The organism is Streptococcus sp. 17.1, assembly GCF_016648655.1.
GTDB classification, from domain to species: domain Bacteria; phylum Bacillota; class Bacilli; order Lactobacillales; family Streptococcaceae; genus Streptococcus; species Streptococcus salivarius_E.
The window spans coordinates 92117-108935 of sequence record NZ_JACLQM010000001.1 but is presented as its reverse complement, the minus strand read 5'-3'; the positions used below and the strand labels follow the sequence as shown (position 1 = coordinate 108935).

Below are 16819 nucleotides of genomic sequence, written 5' to 3'. Positions count from 1 at the left end.
GCTAGAATTAAGCATAATACTATAAAATGGAGGAACCTATCCATGGAAGTGGCAGAAATTCGCCAAAAAATCTCTGAAAATCAAGAGAAGCTCGTGAGCTTCGGGAGGTCTCTTTGACTTAGATCGTTTGGAAGAGGACATTGCGCTCCTCGAAAACCGAATGACTGAGCCAGATTTTTGGAATGATAATATTGCAGCTCAAAAGACTTCACAAGAGTTAAATGAGCTCAAAATGAAATACGAAACTTTCAACAATATGCAAGAACTCTCTGATGAGACAGAGCTTTATTTAGAAATGTTGGAAGAAGATGATAGTGTTCAGGAAGAGCTTGAAGAAACACTCGAAAAACTTGATAAGATTATGACAAGTTACGAGATGACATTGCTCTTGTCTGAACCATATGACCATAACAATGCCATCCTGGAAATTCACCCAGGCTCTGGTGGTACAGAAGCTCAAGACTGGGCTGATATGTTGCTCCGTATGTACCAACGTTATGGAAACGCCAAAGGTTTCAAGGTCGAAACTTTGGATTATCAGGCGGGTGATGAGGCTGGAATCAAATCTGTAACCCTTGCTTTTGAAGGACCTAATGCTTATGGTTTCCTCAAGTCAGAAATGGGTGTCCACCGTTTGGTTCGTATTTCACCATTTGACTCTGCCAAACGTCGTCATACCTCATTTACATCAGTGGAAGTCATGCCGGAATTGGATGATACCATTGAAGTTGAGATTCGTGATGATGATATCAAGATGGATACATTCCGCTCAGGTGGTGCTGGTGGTCAGAACGTCAACAAAGTATCTACAGGTGTACGTTTGACCCACATTCCAACAGGTATTGTTGTAGCTTCAACGGTCGACCGTACACAATACGGAAACCGCGACCGTGCGATGAAGATGCTTCAAGCTAAGCTCTATCAAATGGAGCAAGAAAAGAAAGCAGAAGAAGTGAATGCTTTGAAAGGTGATAAGAAAGAAATCACTTGGGGAAGTCAAATTCGCTCATACGTTTTCACGCCATATACCATGGTTAAAGATCACCGTACAGGCTATGAAGTTGCCCAGGTTGATAAGGTAATGGATGGGGATATTGAAGGCTTCATCGATGCCTACCTCAAGTGGCGTATGGAAGAATAGTAACGATATACTATTTTCAAGTATTTAGATACTCTATCTCAATGAAAGGAAGGCTTCAGCTATTTTAGTAGTTGAATACTGACATTATGGCTCTTATTGAATTAAAAGATGTTACTAAGAAGTATGATAAGTCAACAACAGCCCTTAGACACATTGATTTGTCTGTTAACTCTGGGGAGTTTGTTTACTTAGTCGGTCCTTCTGGTGCTGGTAAATCAAGTTTAATTCGCTTGTTCTACCAAGAAGAAAAATTAACGAGTGGCTCTATGAAGGTTGGAGAGTTTGATTTAACTCGACTTCGTAAAAAAGATGTTCCACTCTTGAGACGTTCTATTGGAGTTGTTTTCCAGGATTATAAACTCCTTCCAAGGAAAACTGCTTTTGAAAACGTTGCATATGCCATGGAAGTTATTGGTGAGAAACCTCGTCATATCAAGAAACGGGTGACAGAGGTTCTCGAGTTGGTTGGTCTTAAACACAAGATGCGTTCATTCCCAAATCAATTGTCTGGTGGTGAGCAACAACGTGTCGCTATTGCGCGTGCTATCGTCAATAATCCAAAAGTGTTGATTGCGGATGAACCAACAGGGAACTTGGACCCAGAGATTTCATGGGAAATTATGCAAGTCCTTGAACGTATTAACTTGCAAGGGACTACCATTATAATGGCAACCCATAACTCAACTATCGTTAATAACCTTCGTCATCGTGTCGTAGCGATTGAAGAAGGACGTATTGTTCGTGATGAAGAGGAAGGAGAGTACGGTTACCATGATTAGACGCTTTTTCCGCCATTTAGGAGAATCGATTAAGAATCTCAAACGTAATCTATTGTCGACACTTACGGCAGTATTTTCGGTAATGATTGTTCTTTCACTTTTAGGTGTCTTTGGATCTGTTATCTTAAATACACAGAAATTGGCTTCAGATATTGAAAAGAATATTCAGGTCAATGTCTACTTGGATCCAGATTCATCAGATGCCTCGAAAACAGTCAAGGAACTTTCTGGACAGATTGTTGCTAATAAAGACTACCATAAGATTTATGATGCTTTGACCAAAATCAAAGGCGTAGATAAGGTTACTTTCTCTAGTAAAGAAGAACAAAAGAAACAACTGATTGAAACAATGGGGTCAAGTTTCGAGACAGCTACTGGAGATGCCAATCCTCTTTCAGATGTTTACATCGTCCAAACGAAATCACCAGATGATGTCAGTCGAGTTGCCAAGGAAGCAAAAGCCATTCAGGGTGTTGATAATGCTAACTTTGGTGGCTCAGATACTGAAATTCTGATGTCCACTATGAAACGTGTTCAATTTTGGGGAATCATTGCCACAGCACTCTTAACTATTGTGGCTGTTCTATTGATTTCAAATACCATCCGTATTACCATTATGTCACGTGCGACTGAAATTCAAATCATGCGTTTGGTAGGTGCTAAGAATTCATATATTCGTCGTCCCTACTTGATGGAAGGTGCTTGGATTGGAGCACTTGGTGCTATCATTCCTTCTGGGCTCATTTATCTTTTGTATCACATGGTTTACTCATCTTTGAATCCAGATTTTGTCAAAGGTGGTATTTCGTTGTATGATCCAGAGTGGTTTGTCTATGCGGTTATCGGAACCCTCTTCGCAGTCGGTATTATTATCGGTTCGATTGGGTCACGTATGGCAATGCGCCGTTATTTGAAATACTAAGAGATTAAAGGAGAACTATTTTGGTTCTCTTTTTGTTTGTCGAGAGATTCAGAAAAGCAGATTTTCAACTATATCTCAAAATCGTCTGCTCAAAGCCCAAATCCAATCCCATATTTGGTATAATATTTAAAAAACATTGGAAAAGAGATGCATTATGACAAAGTTAGCTACCATTTGTTATATTGACAATGGAAAGGAGCTTTTGCTCCTACATCGTAATAAAAAGCCTAATGATGTTCATGAAGGAAAGTGGATTTCTGTCGGGGGAAAACTAGAAGCTGGAGAGACACCAGATGAATGTGCTCGTCGTGAAATTCTCGAGGAAACACATTTTACAGTGACTGAGATGGATTTTAAAGGTATGATTACCTTTCCAGAATTTACCCCTGGTCATGATTGGTACACCTATGTCTTTAAGGTAACTGGTTTTGAAGGAGAACTCATCTCAGATGAGGAGTCTCGTGAAGGAACGCTTGAATGGGTACCATATGATGAGGTCTTATCTAAACCAACTTGGGAAGGTGACTATGAGATTTTTAAGTGGATACTTGAAGATCGACCATTCTTCTCTGCAAAATTTAGCTACGATCGTAACCAGAACTTGGTAGATAAAACTGTAACATTTTATGATAAATAGGGAGGAACTATGAAGCGTAAAAAAACAGAAAATTTTTCAGAAACATGGTTTTTTAAGTGGATATTGAATAATCAGGCTGTCGTAGCTTTTTTCATCTTACTTTTGATTGGTTTGACGGTTTTGATTTTTACCAAGATTAGTCCTATTTTTTCACCCGTCATCCAGTTTATGACCATTATTATGTTGCCATTGGTTATTTCCATGCTCCTTTATTATTTAATAAAACCTTTGGTACTACTTGTAGAAAGAACGGGATTGAGTCGAACCATGTCTATCTTGGTCATCTACGCTATCCTTGGCTTGCTCTTGGTTTTGGGAATTTCAACAGCCATTCCAAGCTTACAAAATCAAATTTTGATCTTGATACGAAATGCACCATCATATATTGCACGTGCCAATAGTGAAACGGAACGTTGGATTAATCTCCCTATTCTTTCCAACTTCCATGGTGATTTAGAGTCCATGCTTAGTGATTTCTCAGCGAGAATGGTCAATTATGCTGAGAACTTTTCTTCATCGGCTTTGACATGGGTTGGATCTTTTGCGAGCACAGTAGCAAGGGTGACAGTAGCTATCATTTTGGCACCTTTCATTCTCTTCTACCTTTTAAGAGATAGCCAAAAGATGAAACATAGCTTTGTCTCAGCCTTACCAACTCGCTTTCGTGAAACAACTGTTCGTATGCTTTCAGATATTAATAGTCAGCTCGAAGGGTATGTTCAAGGCCAGGTTACAGTCGCTATTGTTGTTGCCATCATGTTCTGTATTATGTTTAAGATTGTAGGTCTTCGATATGGTATGACTTTCGGTATTATGGCAGGTTTTCTAAATATGGTTCCTTATCTGGGAAGCTTTCTTGCTATGGTACCAGTTATAATCATGGGACTGGTGCAAGGACCCGCTATGTTGATCAAGGTCCTCATCATTTTCTTCATTGAACAAACTATTGAGGGACGTTTTGTTTCTCCACTCGTTTTGGGGAATAAACTAAGTATTCACCCGATTACCATTATGTTCATTCTCTTGACAGCAGGTTCTCTTTACGGTGTTTGGGGCGTCTTATTAGGGATTCCAATTTATGCCTCTGTCAAGGTTGTTGTTAGAGAGATTTTTGATTGGTACCGTTCTGTAAGTAATCTTTATCAAGATGATTTAGAAAATGAAGGACAAAAAGAAGATGTTAAATAGTGAAAAAATGGTTGCCTCTATTGGAAACCAAGATTTAGACCACGCAGACAAATATTTAAAAAAAGCTTTACGAGAGGACCCTGCAGAGGTTCTTGTTGAGTTGGGCCAATACTTGGAATCTATTGGTTTCTTACCACAGGCACAGGAAATTTACGAAAAAGTTCGCTTTGATTTTCCAGAGGTTAATGTCAATCTAGCACAAATTGCTGCCGAAGATGGTGATATTGAAGAGGCTTTTCTCTATTTGGATGCCATACCTGAAGACTCTGACGACTATTTGTCTGCTTTAATTGTAAAGGCTGACCTCTACCAAATGGAGGGCTTAACTGATGTGGCACGTGATAAGTTGTTGGAGGCAAGTCAATTATCAGATGACTCATTGATTATTTTTGGTTTGGCTGAGATGGAGTTTGAACTTGGAAATTTTGAACAAGCAATTCATTACTATGCTAAATTAGATAATCGTGACCTTCTTGCGATGACTGGCGTTTCTACTTATGAACGCATTGGTAAGGCTTATGCCAGTCTTGGAAAGTTTGAAGCTGCTCGTGAATTTTTGGAAAAAGCTATTGAAATTGAGTATGATGATACCGTTGCTTTTGAGTTAGCCACTTTGCTCTATGATCAAGAAGAGTATCAAAAAGCTAATTTTTACTTTAAGCAGATAGAAACCATGTCTTCTGACTTCGAAGGTTATGAGTATATTTACGCCTTGTCCTTACATGCAGAACATAAAACCGAAGAAGCTTTACGAATGGCACAACAAGGGATTTCTAAAAATGCCTTTGATGTTCAATTACTTTTGCTAGCGTCACAGTTATCCTACGAGTTGCATGACACTCAATCTGCTGAATCTTATTTGAAGCAAGCCTTGCCATTGGCTGAGGACCAAGATGAGATTATCTTACGTTTAAGTACGCTCTATTTGGAAGAAGAACGTTACGAGGATCTAGTGGCTTTAGCCGATTATGAAGTTGATTCTGTTTTGGCTCGTTGGAACATTGCCAAGGCCTACCAAGCACTTGATGATGAAGAAGAAGCTTTTCAAATCTATCAAGATTTGGCTAAAGATTTATCTGAAAATCCTGAATTCCTCCATGATTATGCATATATTTTGCGTGAATTTGGTTACAGGGATCAGGCGCGTGCAACGGCTGAAAAATACCTTGCTTTAGTTCCAGATGATGTCAATATGCAAACATTTTTTGAGGACTATTAAGCTGTGAAACGTTTTAATCATTGGTTTTAAGAGAGGGAGAGATACATTGAGCTTGCTCACTCCCTCTTTTTTTATTTCTCTATTTATGTTATGATTTTATTAGAACCCATAAGGAGTGAGTATGGTTAAGAGAGATTTAATTCGAAATATTATCATAGCAGTTCTTGCCATTGTAGTGATTTTGTTGTTGAGAGCTTTTGTCTTCTCAACACACCGTGTGACTGAAGGTCAGGCTAATGACTATATTCATGCTGGTGACTATGTTACTTTCAATAAAAATGTTGAGCCTCAGAAAAAAGATTTTATTCTTTATACAGTTAATGGTAAAGAATACATTGGGCGTGTTATTGCTGATGAGGGTAAGAGCGTGACAGCTATGGATGATTTTCTTTATGTTAATGATAAGTCAGTTGACGAAGCCTATATTAGTAAGGGGAAATCAGCTTATTTGGCGACAGTTTCACCTGGGAATTTCTTCACTGATGATTTTTCCATTGCAACATTGACAGATAATAAACAAACTAAGATTGAAAAGGGGCAGTACCTTGTACTGAACGATAATCGTCGTAATACAGATGATAGTCGTAAGTTTGGTCTCATTGACAAAGATCAAATTAAAGGTGTTATCTCTTTCAGATTGTATCCTCTATCACGTTTTGGTTTCGTTGATGTCGATTAATATTTCAATACTACTAAAAAAGCTAGGAACTTTTGATAAGTTTCTAGCTTTTTTTGCGAATAAATTGGTGATGGTTCATATTATGACGTTATGATACTGATAGTTTCATCGTTTTAAAATGAATTAGCAGAAATTGTAAGTAGAGAAGGAAATTAAGATGCAATTAGGATTTCATTTTGGATTTAAGAAAAGTAAAGCTTATGGATTGTGCGGTGTCATGCTGACAATCTTATTTTTAGGAATGTCTGGTCATTCGGCGAAAGCAGATGAGATGTTGTCGTCAATTGATACTTCTCAATCTTTGAAAGAAAGTACTGATAATCATACGGCAAGCTATTCTGAAGTAGGAGTACACGATGATTCAATGAGTCAAATGAATCTACAAAGTGAAGAGGTATTAGAGGAGAAGCAAACAAGTCTGAAAGATTCTTCAAAAATAGCTGTCTTAACCAATAGTTCTGTGGGCACAAGCTCTTATCAAGAGGCAGATGATATTAGCGAAATTGACCAGAATCAACGTCATTTTCTTAGTGCTATTAAGCAAGGAGCCATGGATGGAGCCAAGGAAGGAATCCTTCCATCTATCACGGCAGCGCAAGCTATTCTAGAAAGTGGTTGGGGAAGCTCTGAACTTGCTAAGGTTCCCAACAATAATCTTTTTGGCATTAAAGATTCAGAGGACTGGCATGGAGAAATAGTAACTGTACCTACACAGGAATATCTTAATGGTGACTATATCACAGTCAATGCTGCTTTTCGAAAATATGCCTCATGGAATGATAGTGTAGTAGACCATGCAAAATTTTTCACGAGTACCGAGTGGCGAAAAGACAATTATCGAAAAGTTGTGAATGAAACAGATTATCGCATTGCGGCTCAGGAACTGAAGAATGCAGGATATGCGACAGATCCAAATTATCCCGGAAAACTTATCCGTTTAATTGAAGCCTATAAACTTTATGAATGGGATGCAGTGAGCAATACGACTAACTCCGTCCAAGAAAATGAAGGAGTAGAGAGCCCAAATCCCAAAGCCGACCTTGCCATCACTGCTCTCAACAATGCTACTGGTAGCTATGATCTTGTTATCTCAAACTTGATTGCGCCACGTGGTTTCAAAGAAGTTCTAGTTCCAACCTGGTCAGAAAAGAATGGTCAAGATGATATCATCTGGTACAAGGCAGCTAAGCAAGCTAATGGAGATTATAAGGTAACCGTTCGCTCAAGCAATCATAAGGGAGATAGCGGCCTTTATAATTCTCATGTCTATTTGGTTGACAATGATGGTAAATTCATTGGCCTAGGTGGCAAACAAGTGACACTTGATATCACTAAAACTCAAGGAACATTGACTATTGCCAATAATGATAAAAATCGTGGAACTTTTGACGTTCTTATCACCAATCTGACGAATTCAAGCGGTATTTCAGGTGTGGTAATACCTGTTTGGTCTGAGCAAAATGGTCAGGATGATCTTGTTTGGCATAATACTACAAAGCAGGAGGATGGTTCCTACAAGGTGACTATTTCAGCCAGTCAGCACAAGTGGAATTCAGGCAAGTATATCGTTCATGGCTATATTGTTGATGCTTCTGGTAAGAATATTGGCTTTGGCGCTACCTCAGCTGATGTGGTAGCACCTAAGAAAATCGGTTCGGCATCAAGAGGAAACTACGATGTTTTAAATAAGGTTGTCTATCTAGATGCTGGCCATGGTGGCTATGATCCAGGAGCTTCGTACTTTGGTATTTCTGAAAAGAGCTTGACCTTGGCTATACAAAGCCGAGTTAAGGCCAAATTAGAAGCAGAAGGCTATCAAGTTGTGACCACACGTACCAGCGATACCTATGTCGATTTGACGGATCGCTCTCGTGCAGCTAATGCCTCTGAATCAGATATCTTCGTAAGTATCCACATCAATGCTTCAGGCAGTTCAGCAGCACAGGGAATCGAGACTTATTATTACCAACCTTATGCAGAATACCCATCACGTATTAATGCGACCTACCATGCTAATCCGACGCGATTGAGCATGAGTGACACTTTGGCCAATGCCATCCAGTCCAGCCTTATTAATGCGACTGGCGCTCAGAATCAGGGCGTGAAACGTCAAACCTTTGCAGTCTTGCGTGAAACAACGGCGCCAGCAGTTCTCCTTGAACTTGGCTTCTTGTCAAATCCTCAAGAAGCCGCTCGCTTGAATACCTCTGCTTATCAAGAGACTTTAGCTAACGCAATTGTGGCAGGGATTAAGTCTTACTACGAAAAAGAATCTAAAGTTTAAGTTATACGGTTAACCCATCAATATGATGGGTTTTTATGCTATAATTGAGGTAAATACTAAATACAACTAAAGGAGTGCTTATGGGCTACGATTTACTCTTAGAGCGTTTTTTACGTTATGTTAAAATCAATACACGTAGTGATGAAAATGCGACAAGAACACCAACAACACAAAGCCAGGTAGATTTTGCCTTGAAGGTTCTAAAACCAGAATTAGAAGAACTAGGTTTAAGTAACATCCATTATTTGGAAAGTAATGGTTACCTAGTGGCAACCCTTCCGGCTAACGATGACCAATTAACACGTAAGATTGGTTTCATCTCACATATGGATACTGCTGATTTTAATGCAGAAGGTGTGTCACCTCAAGTCATTGACTCTTATGATGGAGGTATCATACCCCTTGGAAGTTCAGGTTTTAACCTAGATCCAGCAGATTTTCCAAATCTCAAGAATTATGTTGGTCAGACACTTATTACGACAAATGGCACCACTCTTCTTGGAGCTGATGATAAGTCTGGCATTGCAGAAATCATGACAGCCTTGGCTTATTTGAAGGCTCATCCTGAAATCAGACATTGTGAGATTCGTGTAGGCTTTGGTCCTGATGAAGAAATTGGAATTGGCGCAGATAAATTTGATGTCAATGATTTTGATGTTGATTTTGCCTACACAGTTGATGGTGGCCCATTGGGTGAATTACAGTATGAAACCTTCTCTGCTGCGGGAGCAGAACTTACCTTCCATGGACGTAATGTTCACCCTGGAACAGCAAAAGACCAAATGGTTAATGCCTTGCAGTTGGCAATTGATTTTCATAATCAGTTACCAGCAGAAGAACGCCCTGAGTTGACAGATGGCTATCAAGGTTTCAACCATCTTCAAACCATGACAGGTACTGTTGAAGAAGCAAAAGCATCTTATATCATCCGTGATTTTGAAAAAGAGTCTTTTGAAAATCGTAAAGCAGCCTTCCAAAAGATTGCCGATGAAATGAATAAAACTTATGGTCAGACACGAGTTGATTTGGTACTCAAAGATCAATACTATAATATGCGTCAGGTTATTGAAAAAGATATGACGCCTGTTGAGTTGGCTAAAGGAGTTATGGAGGAATTGGATATTAGCCCAGTTATTGAACCCATTCGTGGTGGAACAGATGGTTCAAAGATTTCATTTATGGGTATTCCAACTCCAAACCTTTTTGCTGGGGGCGAGAATATGCATGGTCGATATGAGTTTGTTTCCTTGCAGACAATGGAAAAAGCTGTAGATGTTATTCTTGGAATTGTCAGTAAACCTTAATAGAACTTGCTAAATACTGATTTTATGGTAAAATTAGAAGTAATGGAGGTGCTGAGATGATTAAAATTTTCGGCAAGTATCGTTACCATTGGCAACCTGAATTATCTTGGCTAATCATCTACTGGTCTTTAGCCATCACGCCAATCTTTATTGCGGCGGCCCTTCTGTTCGAGTTGTACTCGGTGCCCTCACATATTTTGATGCTCTTCACTATTTTCGTTGCCTTGTTTGGTTTAGGTTTCCATCGTTACTTTATTATTGAAGATCATGGGATTCTGCGTATTGTTTCTTTCAATATTTTTAAACCACGCAAAGTGAAAATTAGTGATATTGAAAAAGTCGAAGTTATTAAAACTGGCTTGAGTCTTATTTTTAAAAATGGTAAAAAACGTCAGTTTTATATGAGAAAGTGGCCAAAGAAATATTTCTTAGATGCTTTAGCGCTTCACCCTGATTTCAAAGGTGAGGTAGAGCTATTGGATCATATGACTAACTTTGATTACTTTGCCTTTTATGAGGAATCAAAAAAAGCCCTCAAGCTTAAACTTCGCAAATAAGGGCTTTAGTGGGACAAGACTTGACAGCAGTCAAAGTCTCAGGGGTGTTTTCAATAATTTGATTGAGTTGGTCGCTATCTCTGAATCTAACAATACCTTCGTCATCATAATCGAAGACGGGAGAGTAGGTTTGGCACAAACCACAAGCGATACATTTTTCTGGAATTAATGATACTTTCATAGTATTATTTTAAAATAGATTTATTGTTTTTACAAGGAGAATATCATGAGTAAAAAACCATGGGAAGATAAGGTTTCTGACGAAGAGTTGGAAGAAGTAGTTGACGCTGATTTTCTAGACGATGAAGATGAGTTTGAGGATTATGAAGAAGAAGAGGATGTAACTCCTTCTGATGAAAAACGCGAAAAAGGTGGCGGCTTCATTAATTCATCATTCTTGACAGTCTTGCTTGGATTATTCTTTGTTATTGTTGTATGTATTTTGTTCTTTGTTTTCTATACTTCAAATGTCGGTGGAAACAAAACTGCGGAATCTAAGGAATCATCTGGATTCTACTCATCATCAACTAGCAAAGTTGTTAAATCTTCATCTAGCAAGAAAGACTCAAATAAAGATGAGGAAAGTGACAAATCTAATACAGAAAAATCTTCAAAAGAGAAATCATCTTCAACTAAAGCATCAAGCTCTTCTAAACATGTAGTAAAAGAAGATGCAACTGAGTCAGCTGAGACAACACCATCAAGCGCTACGGCAGCAGCAGATGGTTCATCAATTGTTGTTCAATCTGGTGAAGGTGCTGGTTCAATCGCCGCACGTGCAGGTATTTCTGTAGATGAATTGGAACGTCTTAACCCTGATCACATGACAAGTGGTTACTGGTATGCTAACCCAGGTGACGTCGTTAACGTTCAATAATTTTTAAAGCAAAGGAACATCATGAAAGATATTAGAATTGCTATTGATGGTCCTGCGTCAAGTGGAAAAAGTACAGTAGCCAAGATTATTGCAAAAAATCTTGGCTATACTTATCTTGACACAGGTGCTATGTACCGATCTGCAACTTATTTGGCCTTGCAGAATGGTTTAACTGAGGAAAATGTACCAGAAATTTTGGAGCAACTATCTCAATATCCGATTTCATTCGGAAAAGCAGCAGATGGTAGTCAGCAAGTTTATGTAGGTGATGTCGATATTACACACCCAATTCGTGATAACCAAGTTACAAATAATGTTTCTTGGGTCGCAGCTATTCCTGAAGTGCGTCAAGAACTCGTTGCGCAACAACAACGTATCGCTCAAGATGGGGCTATTATCATGGATGGTCGTGATATCGGGACCGTAGTTTTGCCTGATGCAGAACTCAAGATTTTCTTGATTGCTTCAGTTGATGAACGTGCGGAACGTCGTTATAAGGAAAATATCGAAAAAGGTATCCCTGCTGACCTTGAGACTCTAAAAAAAGAAATTGCTGAACGTGACTATAAAGATAGTCATCGTAAGGTGTCACCTCTTAAACCAGCGGAAGATGCCATCACTTTTGATACTACAGGTGTGTCTATTGATGGTGTTGTGGAATTTATTCAAGAAAAAGCAAAAAAAATTATTGACAAAGGATGACTCACTTGTTATACTATTAACAATGAGAAAAGCAGAAGTGAGAACTTCTCGCCTTGCGACTTAGGTTGTCTGGCCCAACATGTCAAATCCCTCTAGGGATATTATGTGTGCGGGCTTGTATATCAAGTCCGCTTTGTTTTTCTCTAAAAAAATAAAGAGGTGAAGATCATAGCTAAGAAAGATCTATTCATTAACGATGAAATTCGCGTTCGCGAAGTTCGTCTTGTTGGTCTTGATGGTGAACAATTGGGAATTAAACCATTGTCAGAAGCACAAGCTATTGCAGATGATGCAAATGTTGACTTGGTTCTCATCCAACCACAAGCTACGCCACCTGTTGCGAAGATTATGGACTACGGTAAGTTCAAATTTGAGTATCAAAAGAAACAAAAAGAACAACGTAAGAAACAAAGCGTTGTTACCGTTAAGGAAGTTCGTTTGAGTCCAGTTATTGATAAAGGTGACTTTGAAACTAAACTTCGTAATGGCCGTAAATTCCTTGAAAAAGGAAACAAGGTTAAAGTTTCTATCCGATTTAAAGGTCGTATGATTACTCACAAAGAAATCGGAGCTAAGGTCTTGGCGGAATTTGCTGAAAAAACGCAAGATATTGCGATTATTGAGCAAAGAGCGAAGATGGATGGACGTCAAATGTTCATGCAACTTGCACCAATTCCTGACAAAAAATAATTGTCAAACTAACACTATTTTAAGAGGAGAATTTTAAAATGCCAAAACAAAAAACACACCGCGCATCAGCTAAACGTTTCAAACGTACAGGTTCAGGTGGATTGAAACGCTTCCGTGCCTTCACATCTCACCGTTTCCACGGTAAAACTAAAAAACAACGTCGTCACCTTCGTAAAGCGTCAATGGTACATTCAGGTGACTTTAAACGTATCAAATCAATGCTTTCACAAATGCGTTAATCCGCTACAAGCATTACAAATTAACTAAACTAGAATTAATTCGGAGGAATATATAAATGGCTCGTGTTAAAGGTGGCGTTGTATCACGCAAACGTCGTAAACGTGTATTGAAACTTGCTAAAGGTTACTATGGTGCAAAACACATCTTGTTCCGTACTGCAAAAGAACAAGTAATGAACTCTTACTACTATGCATACCGTGACCGTCGTCAAAAGAAACGTGATTTCCGTAAACTTTGGATTACACGTATCAATGCGGCAGCTCGTTTGAATGGTTTGTCATACTCACAATTGATGCACGGTTTGAAATTGGCTGAAATCGAAGTTAACCGTAAAATGCTTGCTGATTTGGCAGTTAACGATGCAGCAGCTTTCACAGCTCTTGCAGATGCAGCTAAAGCAAAACTTGGTAAATAAGAATTAAGGTGGGTTTTACCCATCTTTTTTTATGGAGGTAATCATGATTCGTTTAGCAAAATTTGAAGATATTCCAAGATTACAGGAGTTATTGGAGCAGATTCTTATTGTTCATCATCAAGCGCGCCCTGATGTTTTTAAGTCAAAAGGCAGTAAATTTACAGATGCAGAGTTAGAAGCAGTAATTAATGACTCAAAAAAACCTGTGTTTGTGTACGAGGATGACGAAGGGTGTATCTTGGGCCATCTTTTCTTAATGATTAAATAAGAAACTGAAAATGATGGTCCACAAAAGGCTGTTAAGACTCTTTTTATTGATGATTTATGTGTTGATAAGGAAGCTCGAGGTCAAAAATTAGGAGAAAAGCTTTACCAATTTGCCTTGGACTATGCTAAGGAGCTAGGTTGTTATAATCTGACACTTCACGTATGGAATGATAATGCAGGTGCTCTACGTTTTTACGAACGTTTAGGTATGAAACCGAGATATACAGAAATGGAAACTATCCTAAAATAATACGTTTTCATGAGAGAAATTTAACTTACGAGGAGAAAATATTTTTGATATGCTAAAATAGAACTTTTAGAAATGGAGAACTTTAATGCCTCGTAATTTTAAAGAAGCTTTGCTTTTTACGTTTTTGATGTGTGGAATGATGGTCTGTGGGATGAGTCTCTGGAATCTTCTCATCCTTGATTGGACTGGAGTAGTTCCCTTTGCTTGGGGTCACTTTTTCCAAGGTTATCTTCCTGGATTTGTGGTTGCTTTCTTACTTGATATGCTTTTGGTGGGGCCACTAGCCAAAACAATAGCATTTGCAATTTTGCATAAAGTAAAAGCCCATGATAAACGATGGGCAAAGATTTTAGTGATTTCTGGAACCATGGCGCTATTCATGGTAACCTTTATGTCATTCTATGGATTAGTTTACAACAGTCAGTCGGTGACGCTATTATCCTATGGTCGTGCTTGGTTGACAAATGTTATCATGGCTTTACCACTTAATTTTCTAGTGGTTGGTCCAATCTCACGTTTTATCTTGGGAAAATTACAAAAACCATTGCCTGGTGAAGAAGTCGTTGAGAATTTTGACAACGATGATGAATTACCAACGATAATATAAAAAAACTGGAGTTTCTTTCCAGTTTTTTTATATCAAAAGCAGCCACGGATGTGACTGCTTAATGATGATTAGTTTTTCTTCTTCATTTCACCATGTGGGTAGTAAGTTCCCTCTGGCATATCATTAATGAAAACATGAATAGCTTCTTTAGGTGCTTTGGCAACACGTGATACAACCTCAGTAACTTCGCGAGCAAGTTCGATTTTTTGTTCTTCAGTACGACCTTCAAAGAGATCAATCTTTACAAATGGCATAATGCATCTCCTTAGTTTTGATAGTCCTATTATAGCATTAATGAAGAGAATATTCTAAAGTTAATGGAAATTCTTGAAATGATATTATCAAAATGCTACAATGTGCTGATTCTTAATAGGAGGGCCTAAAGTATAAAGAGCTAGATAGTCAAGAGTTTTACCTCTTAGCTGATATAAATGCTATTACTTTAGATTCGAGTGTTCCTGATTTAGGAATTTTTCACATTCTATTAAAGATGGTATAAAGTCTTTTGACATTCGGTAAGGGATTGCATTTTTTATTGGCTTTGTTTATAAGGGATGAAAACTCTTACTAAAAATGGTAAAATAGTGCTAACTAGAGACAGTAAGGAGTAAATTATGATAATTGATTTTCGTGCCGAAGTTGATAAGCGCAAAGATGCCTTGATGGAGGACCTTTTTGGTCTTTTGCGTATTAACTCAGAACGTGATGACAGTAAGGTTGATGATAAGCACCCATTTGGTCCTGGACCAGTAAAGGCTTTGGAACATTTTCTTGCTTTAGCTGAACGTGATGGCTATAAAACTCGTAATATTGATAATTATGCTGGTGACTTTGAATTTGGTCAAGGTGATGAAGTATTGGGTATTTTTGCACACTTGGATGTGGTTCCAGCTGGGAGTGGTTGGGATACAGATCCTTATGAACCTGTAATCAAAGATGGCAAACTTTATGCTCGTGGGTCATCAGATGATAAAGGCCCAACAATGGCTTGTTACTATGCCTTGAAAATTATTAAAGAACTCGAGCTTCCAGTATCTAAGCGTGTGCGTTTCATTGTTGGTACTGATGAAGAATCTGGTTGGGGAGATATGGATTATTACTTCGCTCATAATGGGTTGAAAGATCCTGATTTTGGTTTTTCACCTGATGCAGAATTTCCAATTATCAATGGTGAAAAGGGTAATATTACAGCTTATCTCCATTTTGAAGGTCAAAATGATGGAGAATTTAGTCTTGTGTCTTTTAATGGTGGTTTGCGTGAAAATATGGTTCCTGAATCTGCAAGTGCAGATTTCACTGGACCTATCACTTTGAAAGAACTCGAGGTCAAATTAAAAGACTTTGTTGCGGAACAAGAAGTGACTGGTCAAGTGACCGAAGAAGCGGGTGTTTTCCATGTGATTATTCATGGAAAATCAGCTCATGGTATGATGCCTCAAAATGGTATTAATGGAGCAACCTACTTAGCCCTCTTCCTTAGTCAATTTGATTTCCAAGGCAATGCTAAAACGTATTTGGATTTAATTGCTGAAACACTTCATAAGGATTTCTTCGCTGAAAAGACAGGTCTTGCCTATACAGATCCTAAGATGGGTGAATTGACCATGAATGCTGGTGTATTTAACTTCGCTAAGGAATCTGAAGATAATACAATTGCTTTGAATTTCCGCTACCCTCAAGGGGTTGATACGGACGCTATTAAGGCTGGTCTTGAAAAACTTGAAGGTCCTAAGGCAGTTAGTCTCTCAGAACATGGTCATGTGCCACATTATGTACCAGTTAATGATCCTATGGTAGAGACCCTTCTTTCAGTCTATGAGAAACAAACAGGACTTAAAGGTCATGAACAAATTATTGGTGGTGGGACATTTGGACGTCTCCTAAAACGTGGTGTTGCCTATGGAGCTATGTTCCCTGGTTATGTCAACACTATGCACCAAGCGAATGAGTTTACTGAGGTTGAAGACTTGTACCGTGCAGCTGCCATTTATGCAGAAGCTATCTATGAGTTAATCAAATAAAAAAAGAGAGACAGTTTTGTCTCTTTTTTAAGGAGGAAAA

The 16819-nt window shown here is 38.5% G+C and carries 19 protein-coding genes, 1 pseudogene and 1 other annotated feature; of the genes and pseudogenes, 18 read left to right on the top strand and 2 right to left on the bottom strand.

All coding sequences use genetic code 11. The features are described 5' to 3' along the window. The first annotated feature begins 42 nt into the window (after positions 1-42). The 10 genes from prfB (at position 43) to H7T99_RS00450 (ending at position 10710) form a co-directional block, all read left to right on the top strand. Positions 43-1141 (top strand): peptide chain release factor 2 gene (gene prfB, locus H7T99_RS00495; RefSeq protein ID WP_096833329.1). Its coding sequence is split into 2 segments (ribosomal slippage): positions 43-114 and positions 116-1141, totalling 1098 coding nucleotides; the frame shifts between segments, so codons are not numbered across the junction. A gap of 86 nt (positions 1142-1227) precedes the next feature. After that, complete coding sequence (ftsE, locus tag H7T99_RS00490; RefSeq protein ID WP_037600656.1) at positions 1228-1920, top strand: cell division ATP-binding protein FtsE; 693 nt, start codon at positions 1228-1230, stop codon at positions 1918-1920. Then, positions 1913-2842, top strand: a complete 930-nt coding sequence (ftsX, locus tag H7T99_RS00485; protein ID WP_037597738.1) for a permease-like cell division protein FtsX — start codon at positions 1913-1915, stop codon at positions 2840-2842. The genes ftsE and ftsX overlap by 8 nt, the downstream gene beginning before the upstream one ends. 154 nt (positions 2843-2996) lie before the next feature. Continuing rightward, positions 2997-3479, top strand: a complete 483-nt coding sequence (locus tag H7T99_RS00480) for an NUDIX hydrolase (RefSeq protein WP_037597740.1) — start codon at positions 2997-2999, stop codon at positions 3477-3479. A gap of 9 nt (positions 3480-3488) precedes the next feature. Beyond that, positions 3489-4667 carry an AI-2E family transporter gene (locus H7T99_RS00475; RefSeq protein ID WP_037600522.1) on the top strand — a complete coding sequence of 393 codons (1179 nt, stop codon included), beginning with the start codon at positions 3489-3491 and terminating at the stop codon, positions 4665-4667. Continuing rightward, positions 4657-5886 carry a tetratricopeptide repeat protein gene (locus H7T99_RS00470; RefSeq protein WP_037600526.1) on the top strand — a complete coding sequence of 410 codons (1230 nt, stop codon included), beginning with the start codon at positions 4657-4659 and terminating at the stop codon, positions 5884-5886. Before H7T99_RS00475 ends, H7T99_RS00470 begins: the two co-directional genes overlap by 11 nt. 121 nt (positions 5887-6007) lie before the next feature. After that, the gene (lepB, locus tag H7T99_RS00465; protein ID WP_037597744.1) at positions 6008-6565 is read left to right on the top strand and encodes a signal peptidase I; all 558 of its coding nucleotides are present in this window, start codon (positions 6008-6010) and stop codon (positions 6563-6565) included. Between the two features lie 157 nt (positions 6566-6722). Further along, positions 6723-8849: an N-acetylmuramoyl-L-alanine amidase gene (locus tag H7T99_RS00460; RefSeq protein WP_037600529.1), complete on the top strand. Its 2127-nt coding sequence runs from the start codon at positions 6723-6725 to the stop codon at positions 8847-8849. An 80-nt stretch (positions 8850-8929) separates the two neighbouring features. Next, positions 8930-10153, top strand: coding sequence for a peptidase T (gene pepT / locus H7T99_RS00455; protein WP_037600532.1), 1224 nt, complete (start codon positions 8930-8932; stop codon positions 10151-10153). 56 nt (positions 10154-10209) lie between these two features. Further along, positions 10210-10710, top strand: a complete 501-nt coding sequence (locus tag H7T99_RS00450; protein ID WP_002890860.1) for an EbsA family protein — start codon at positions 10210-10212, stop codon at positions 10708-10710. Here the strand turns inward: H7T99_RS00450 and H7T99_RS00445 are convergent. Then, positions 10694-10891, bottom strand: a complete 198-nt coding sequence (locus H7T99_RS00445) for a ferredoxin (RefSeq protein ID WP_002890861.1) — start codon at positions 10889-10891, stop codon at positions 10694-10696. The two genes, H7T99_RS00450 and H7T99_RS00445, sit on opposite strands and share 17 nt — an antisense overlap. 45 nt (positions 10892-10936) lie before the next feature. Here H7T99_RS00445 and H7T99_RS00440 point away from each other — a divergent pair, with 45 nt between their 5' ends. The 7 genes and pseudogenes from H7T99_RS00440 (at position 10937) to H7T99_RS10535 (ending at position 14758) form a co-directional block, all read left to right on the top strand. Continuing rightward, entirely contained in the window at positions 10937-11587 is a 651-nt protein-coding gene (locus tag H7T99_RS00440) for an SAG1386/EF1546 family surface-associated protein (RefSeq protein WP_037600535.1), read from the top strand. 21 nt (positions 11588-11608) lie between these two features. Next, a complete protein-coding gene (cmk, locus tag H7T99_RS00435; protein WP_002890865.1) occupies positions 11609-12289 on the top strand; it encodes a (d)CMP kinase in 681 nt (226 codons plus the stop codon). Positions 12290-12312: 23 nt separating this feature from the next. Beyond that, positions 12313-12435: a sequence feature (ribosomal protein L20 leader region), on the top strand. Between the two features lie 13 nt (positions 12436-12448). Beyond that, a complete protein-coding gene (infC, locus tag H7T99_RS00430) occupies positions 12449-12979 on the top strand; it encodes a translation initiation factor IF-3 (RefSeq protein WP_002885108.1) in 531 nt (176 codons plus the stop codon). Positions 12980-13017: 38 nt separating this feature from the next. After that, positions 13018-13218 (top strand): 50S ribosomal protein L35, encoded by a 201-nt coding sequence (rpmI, locus tag H7T99_RS00425; protein WP_002885093.1) that lies wholly within the window; start codon positions 13018-13020, stop codon positions 13216-13218. 56 nt (positions 13219-13274) lie between these two features. Then, positions 13275-13634, top strand: coding sequence for a 50S ribosomal protein L20 (rplT, locus tag H7T99_RS00420; protein WP_002885090.1), 360 nt, complete (start codon positions 13275-13277; stop codon positions 13632-13634). Positions 13635-13677: 43 nt separating this feature from the next. Continuing rightward, positions 13678-14151, top strand: a pseudogene (locus tag H7T99_RS00415) (GNAT family N-acetyltransferase). 85 nt (positions 14152-14236) lie between these two features. Further along, complete coding sequence (locus H7T99_RS10535) at positions 14237-14758, top strand: hypothetical protein (protein ID WP_037600538.1); 522 nt, start codon at positions 14237-14239, stop codon at positions 14756-14758. Between the two features lie 68 nt (positions 14759-14826). Here H7T99_RS10535 and H7T99_RS00405 read toward each other — a convergent pair whose 3' ends face one another. Then, positions 14827-15012, bottom strand: a complete 186-nt coding sequence (locus tag H7T99_RS00405) for a 4-oxalocrotonate tautomerase (RefSeq protein WP_002885057.1) — start codon at positions 15010-15012, stop codon at positions 14827-14829. Positions 15013-15372: 360 nt separating this feature from the next. Here H7T99_RS00405 and pepV point away from each other — a divergent pair, with 360 nt between their 5' ends. After that, positions 15373-16779 (top strand): dipeptidase PepV, encoded by a 1407-nt coding sequence (gene pepV, locus H7T99_RS00400; protein ID WP_037600541.1) that lies wholly within the window; start codon positions 15373-15375, stop codon positions 16777-16779. The last annotated feature ends 40 nt before the right edge of the window (positions 16780-16819 follow it).

Coding starts and splice junctions, on each gene's coding strand:
- ftsE (WP_037600656.1), top strand. CDS start 1,228: ATGGCTCTTATTGAATTAAAAGATGTTACTAAGAAGTATGATAAGTCA.
- ftsX (WP_037597738.1), top strand. CDS start 1,913: ATGATTAGACGCTTTTTCCGCCATTTAGGAGAATCGATTAAGAATCTC.
- H7T99_RS00480 (WP_037597740.1), top strand. CDS start 2,997: ATGACAAAGTTAGCTACCATTTGTTATATTGACAATGGAAAGGAGCTT.
- H7T99_RS00475 (WP_037600522.1), top strand. CDS start 3,489: ATGAAGCGTAAAAAAACAGAAAATTTTTCAGAAACATGGTTTTTTAAG.
- H7T99_RS00470 (WP_037600526.1), top strand. CDS start 4,657: ATGTTAAATAGTGAAAAAATGGTTGCCTCTATTGGAAACCAAGATTTA.
- lepB (WP_037597744.1), top strand. CDS start 6,008: ATGGTTAAGAGAGATTTAATTCGAAATATTATCATAGCAGTTCTTGCC.
- H7T99_RS00460 (WP_037600529.1), top strand. CDS start 6,723: ATGCAATTAGGATTTCATTTTGGATTTAAGAAAAGTAAAGCTTATGGA.
- pepT (WP_037600532.1), top strand. CDS start 8,930: ATGGGCTACGATTTACTCTTAGAGCGTTTTTTACGTTATGTTAAAATC.
- H7T99_RS00450 (WP_002890860.1), top strand. CDS start 10,210: ATGATTAAAATTTTCGGCAAGTATCGTTACCATTGGCAACCTGAATTA.
- H7T99_RS00445 (WP_002890861.1), bottom strand. CDS start 10,891: ATGAAAGTATCATTAATTCCAGAAAAATGTATCGCTTGTGGTTTGTGC.
- H7T99_RS00440 (WP_037600535.1), top strand. CDS start 10,937: ATGAGTAAAAAACCATGGGAAGATAAGGTTTCTGACGAAGAGTTGGAA.
- cmk (WP_002890865.1), top strand. CDS start 11,609: ATGAAAGATATTAGAATTGCTATTGATGGTCCTGCGTCAAGTGGAAAA.
- rpmI (WP_002885093.1), top strand. CDS start 13,018: ATGCCAAAACAAAAAACACACCGCGCATCAGCTAAACGTTTCAAACGT.
- rplT (WP_002885090.1), top strand. CDS start 13,275: ATGGCTCGTGTTAAAGGTGGCGTTGTATCACGCAAACGTCGTAAACGT.
- H7T99_RS10535 (WP_037600538.1), top strand. CDS start 14,237: ATGCCTCGTAATTTTAAAGAAGCTTTGCTTTTTACGTTTTTGATGTGT.
- H7T99_RS00405 (WP_002885057.1), bottom strand. CDS start 15,012: ATGCCATTTGTAAAGATTGATCTCTTTGAAGGTCGTACTGAAGAACAA.
- pepV (WP_037600541.1), top strand. CDS start 15,373: ATGATAATTGATTTTCGTGCCGAAGTTGATAAGCGCAAAGATGCCTTG.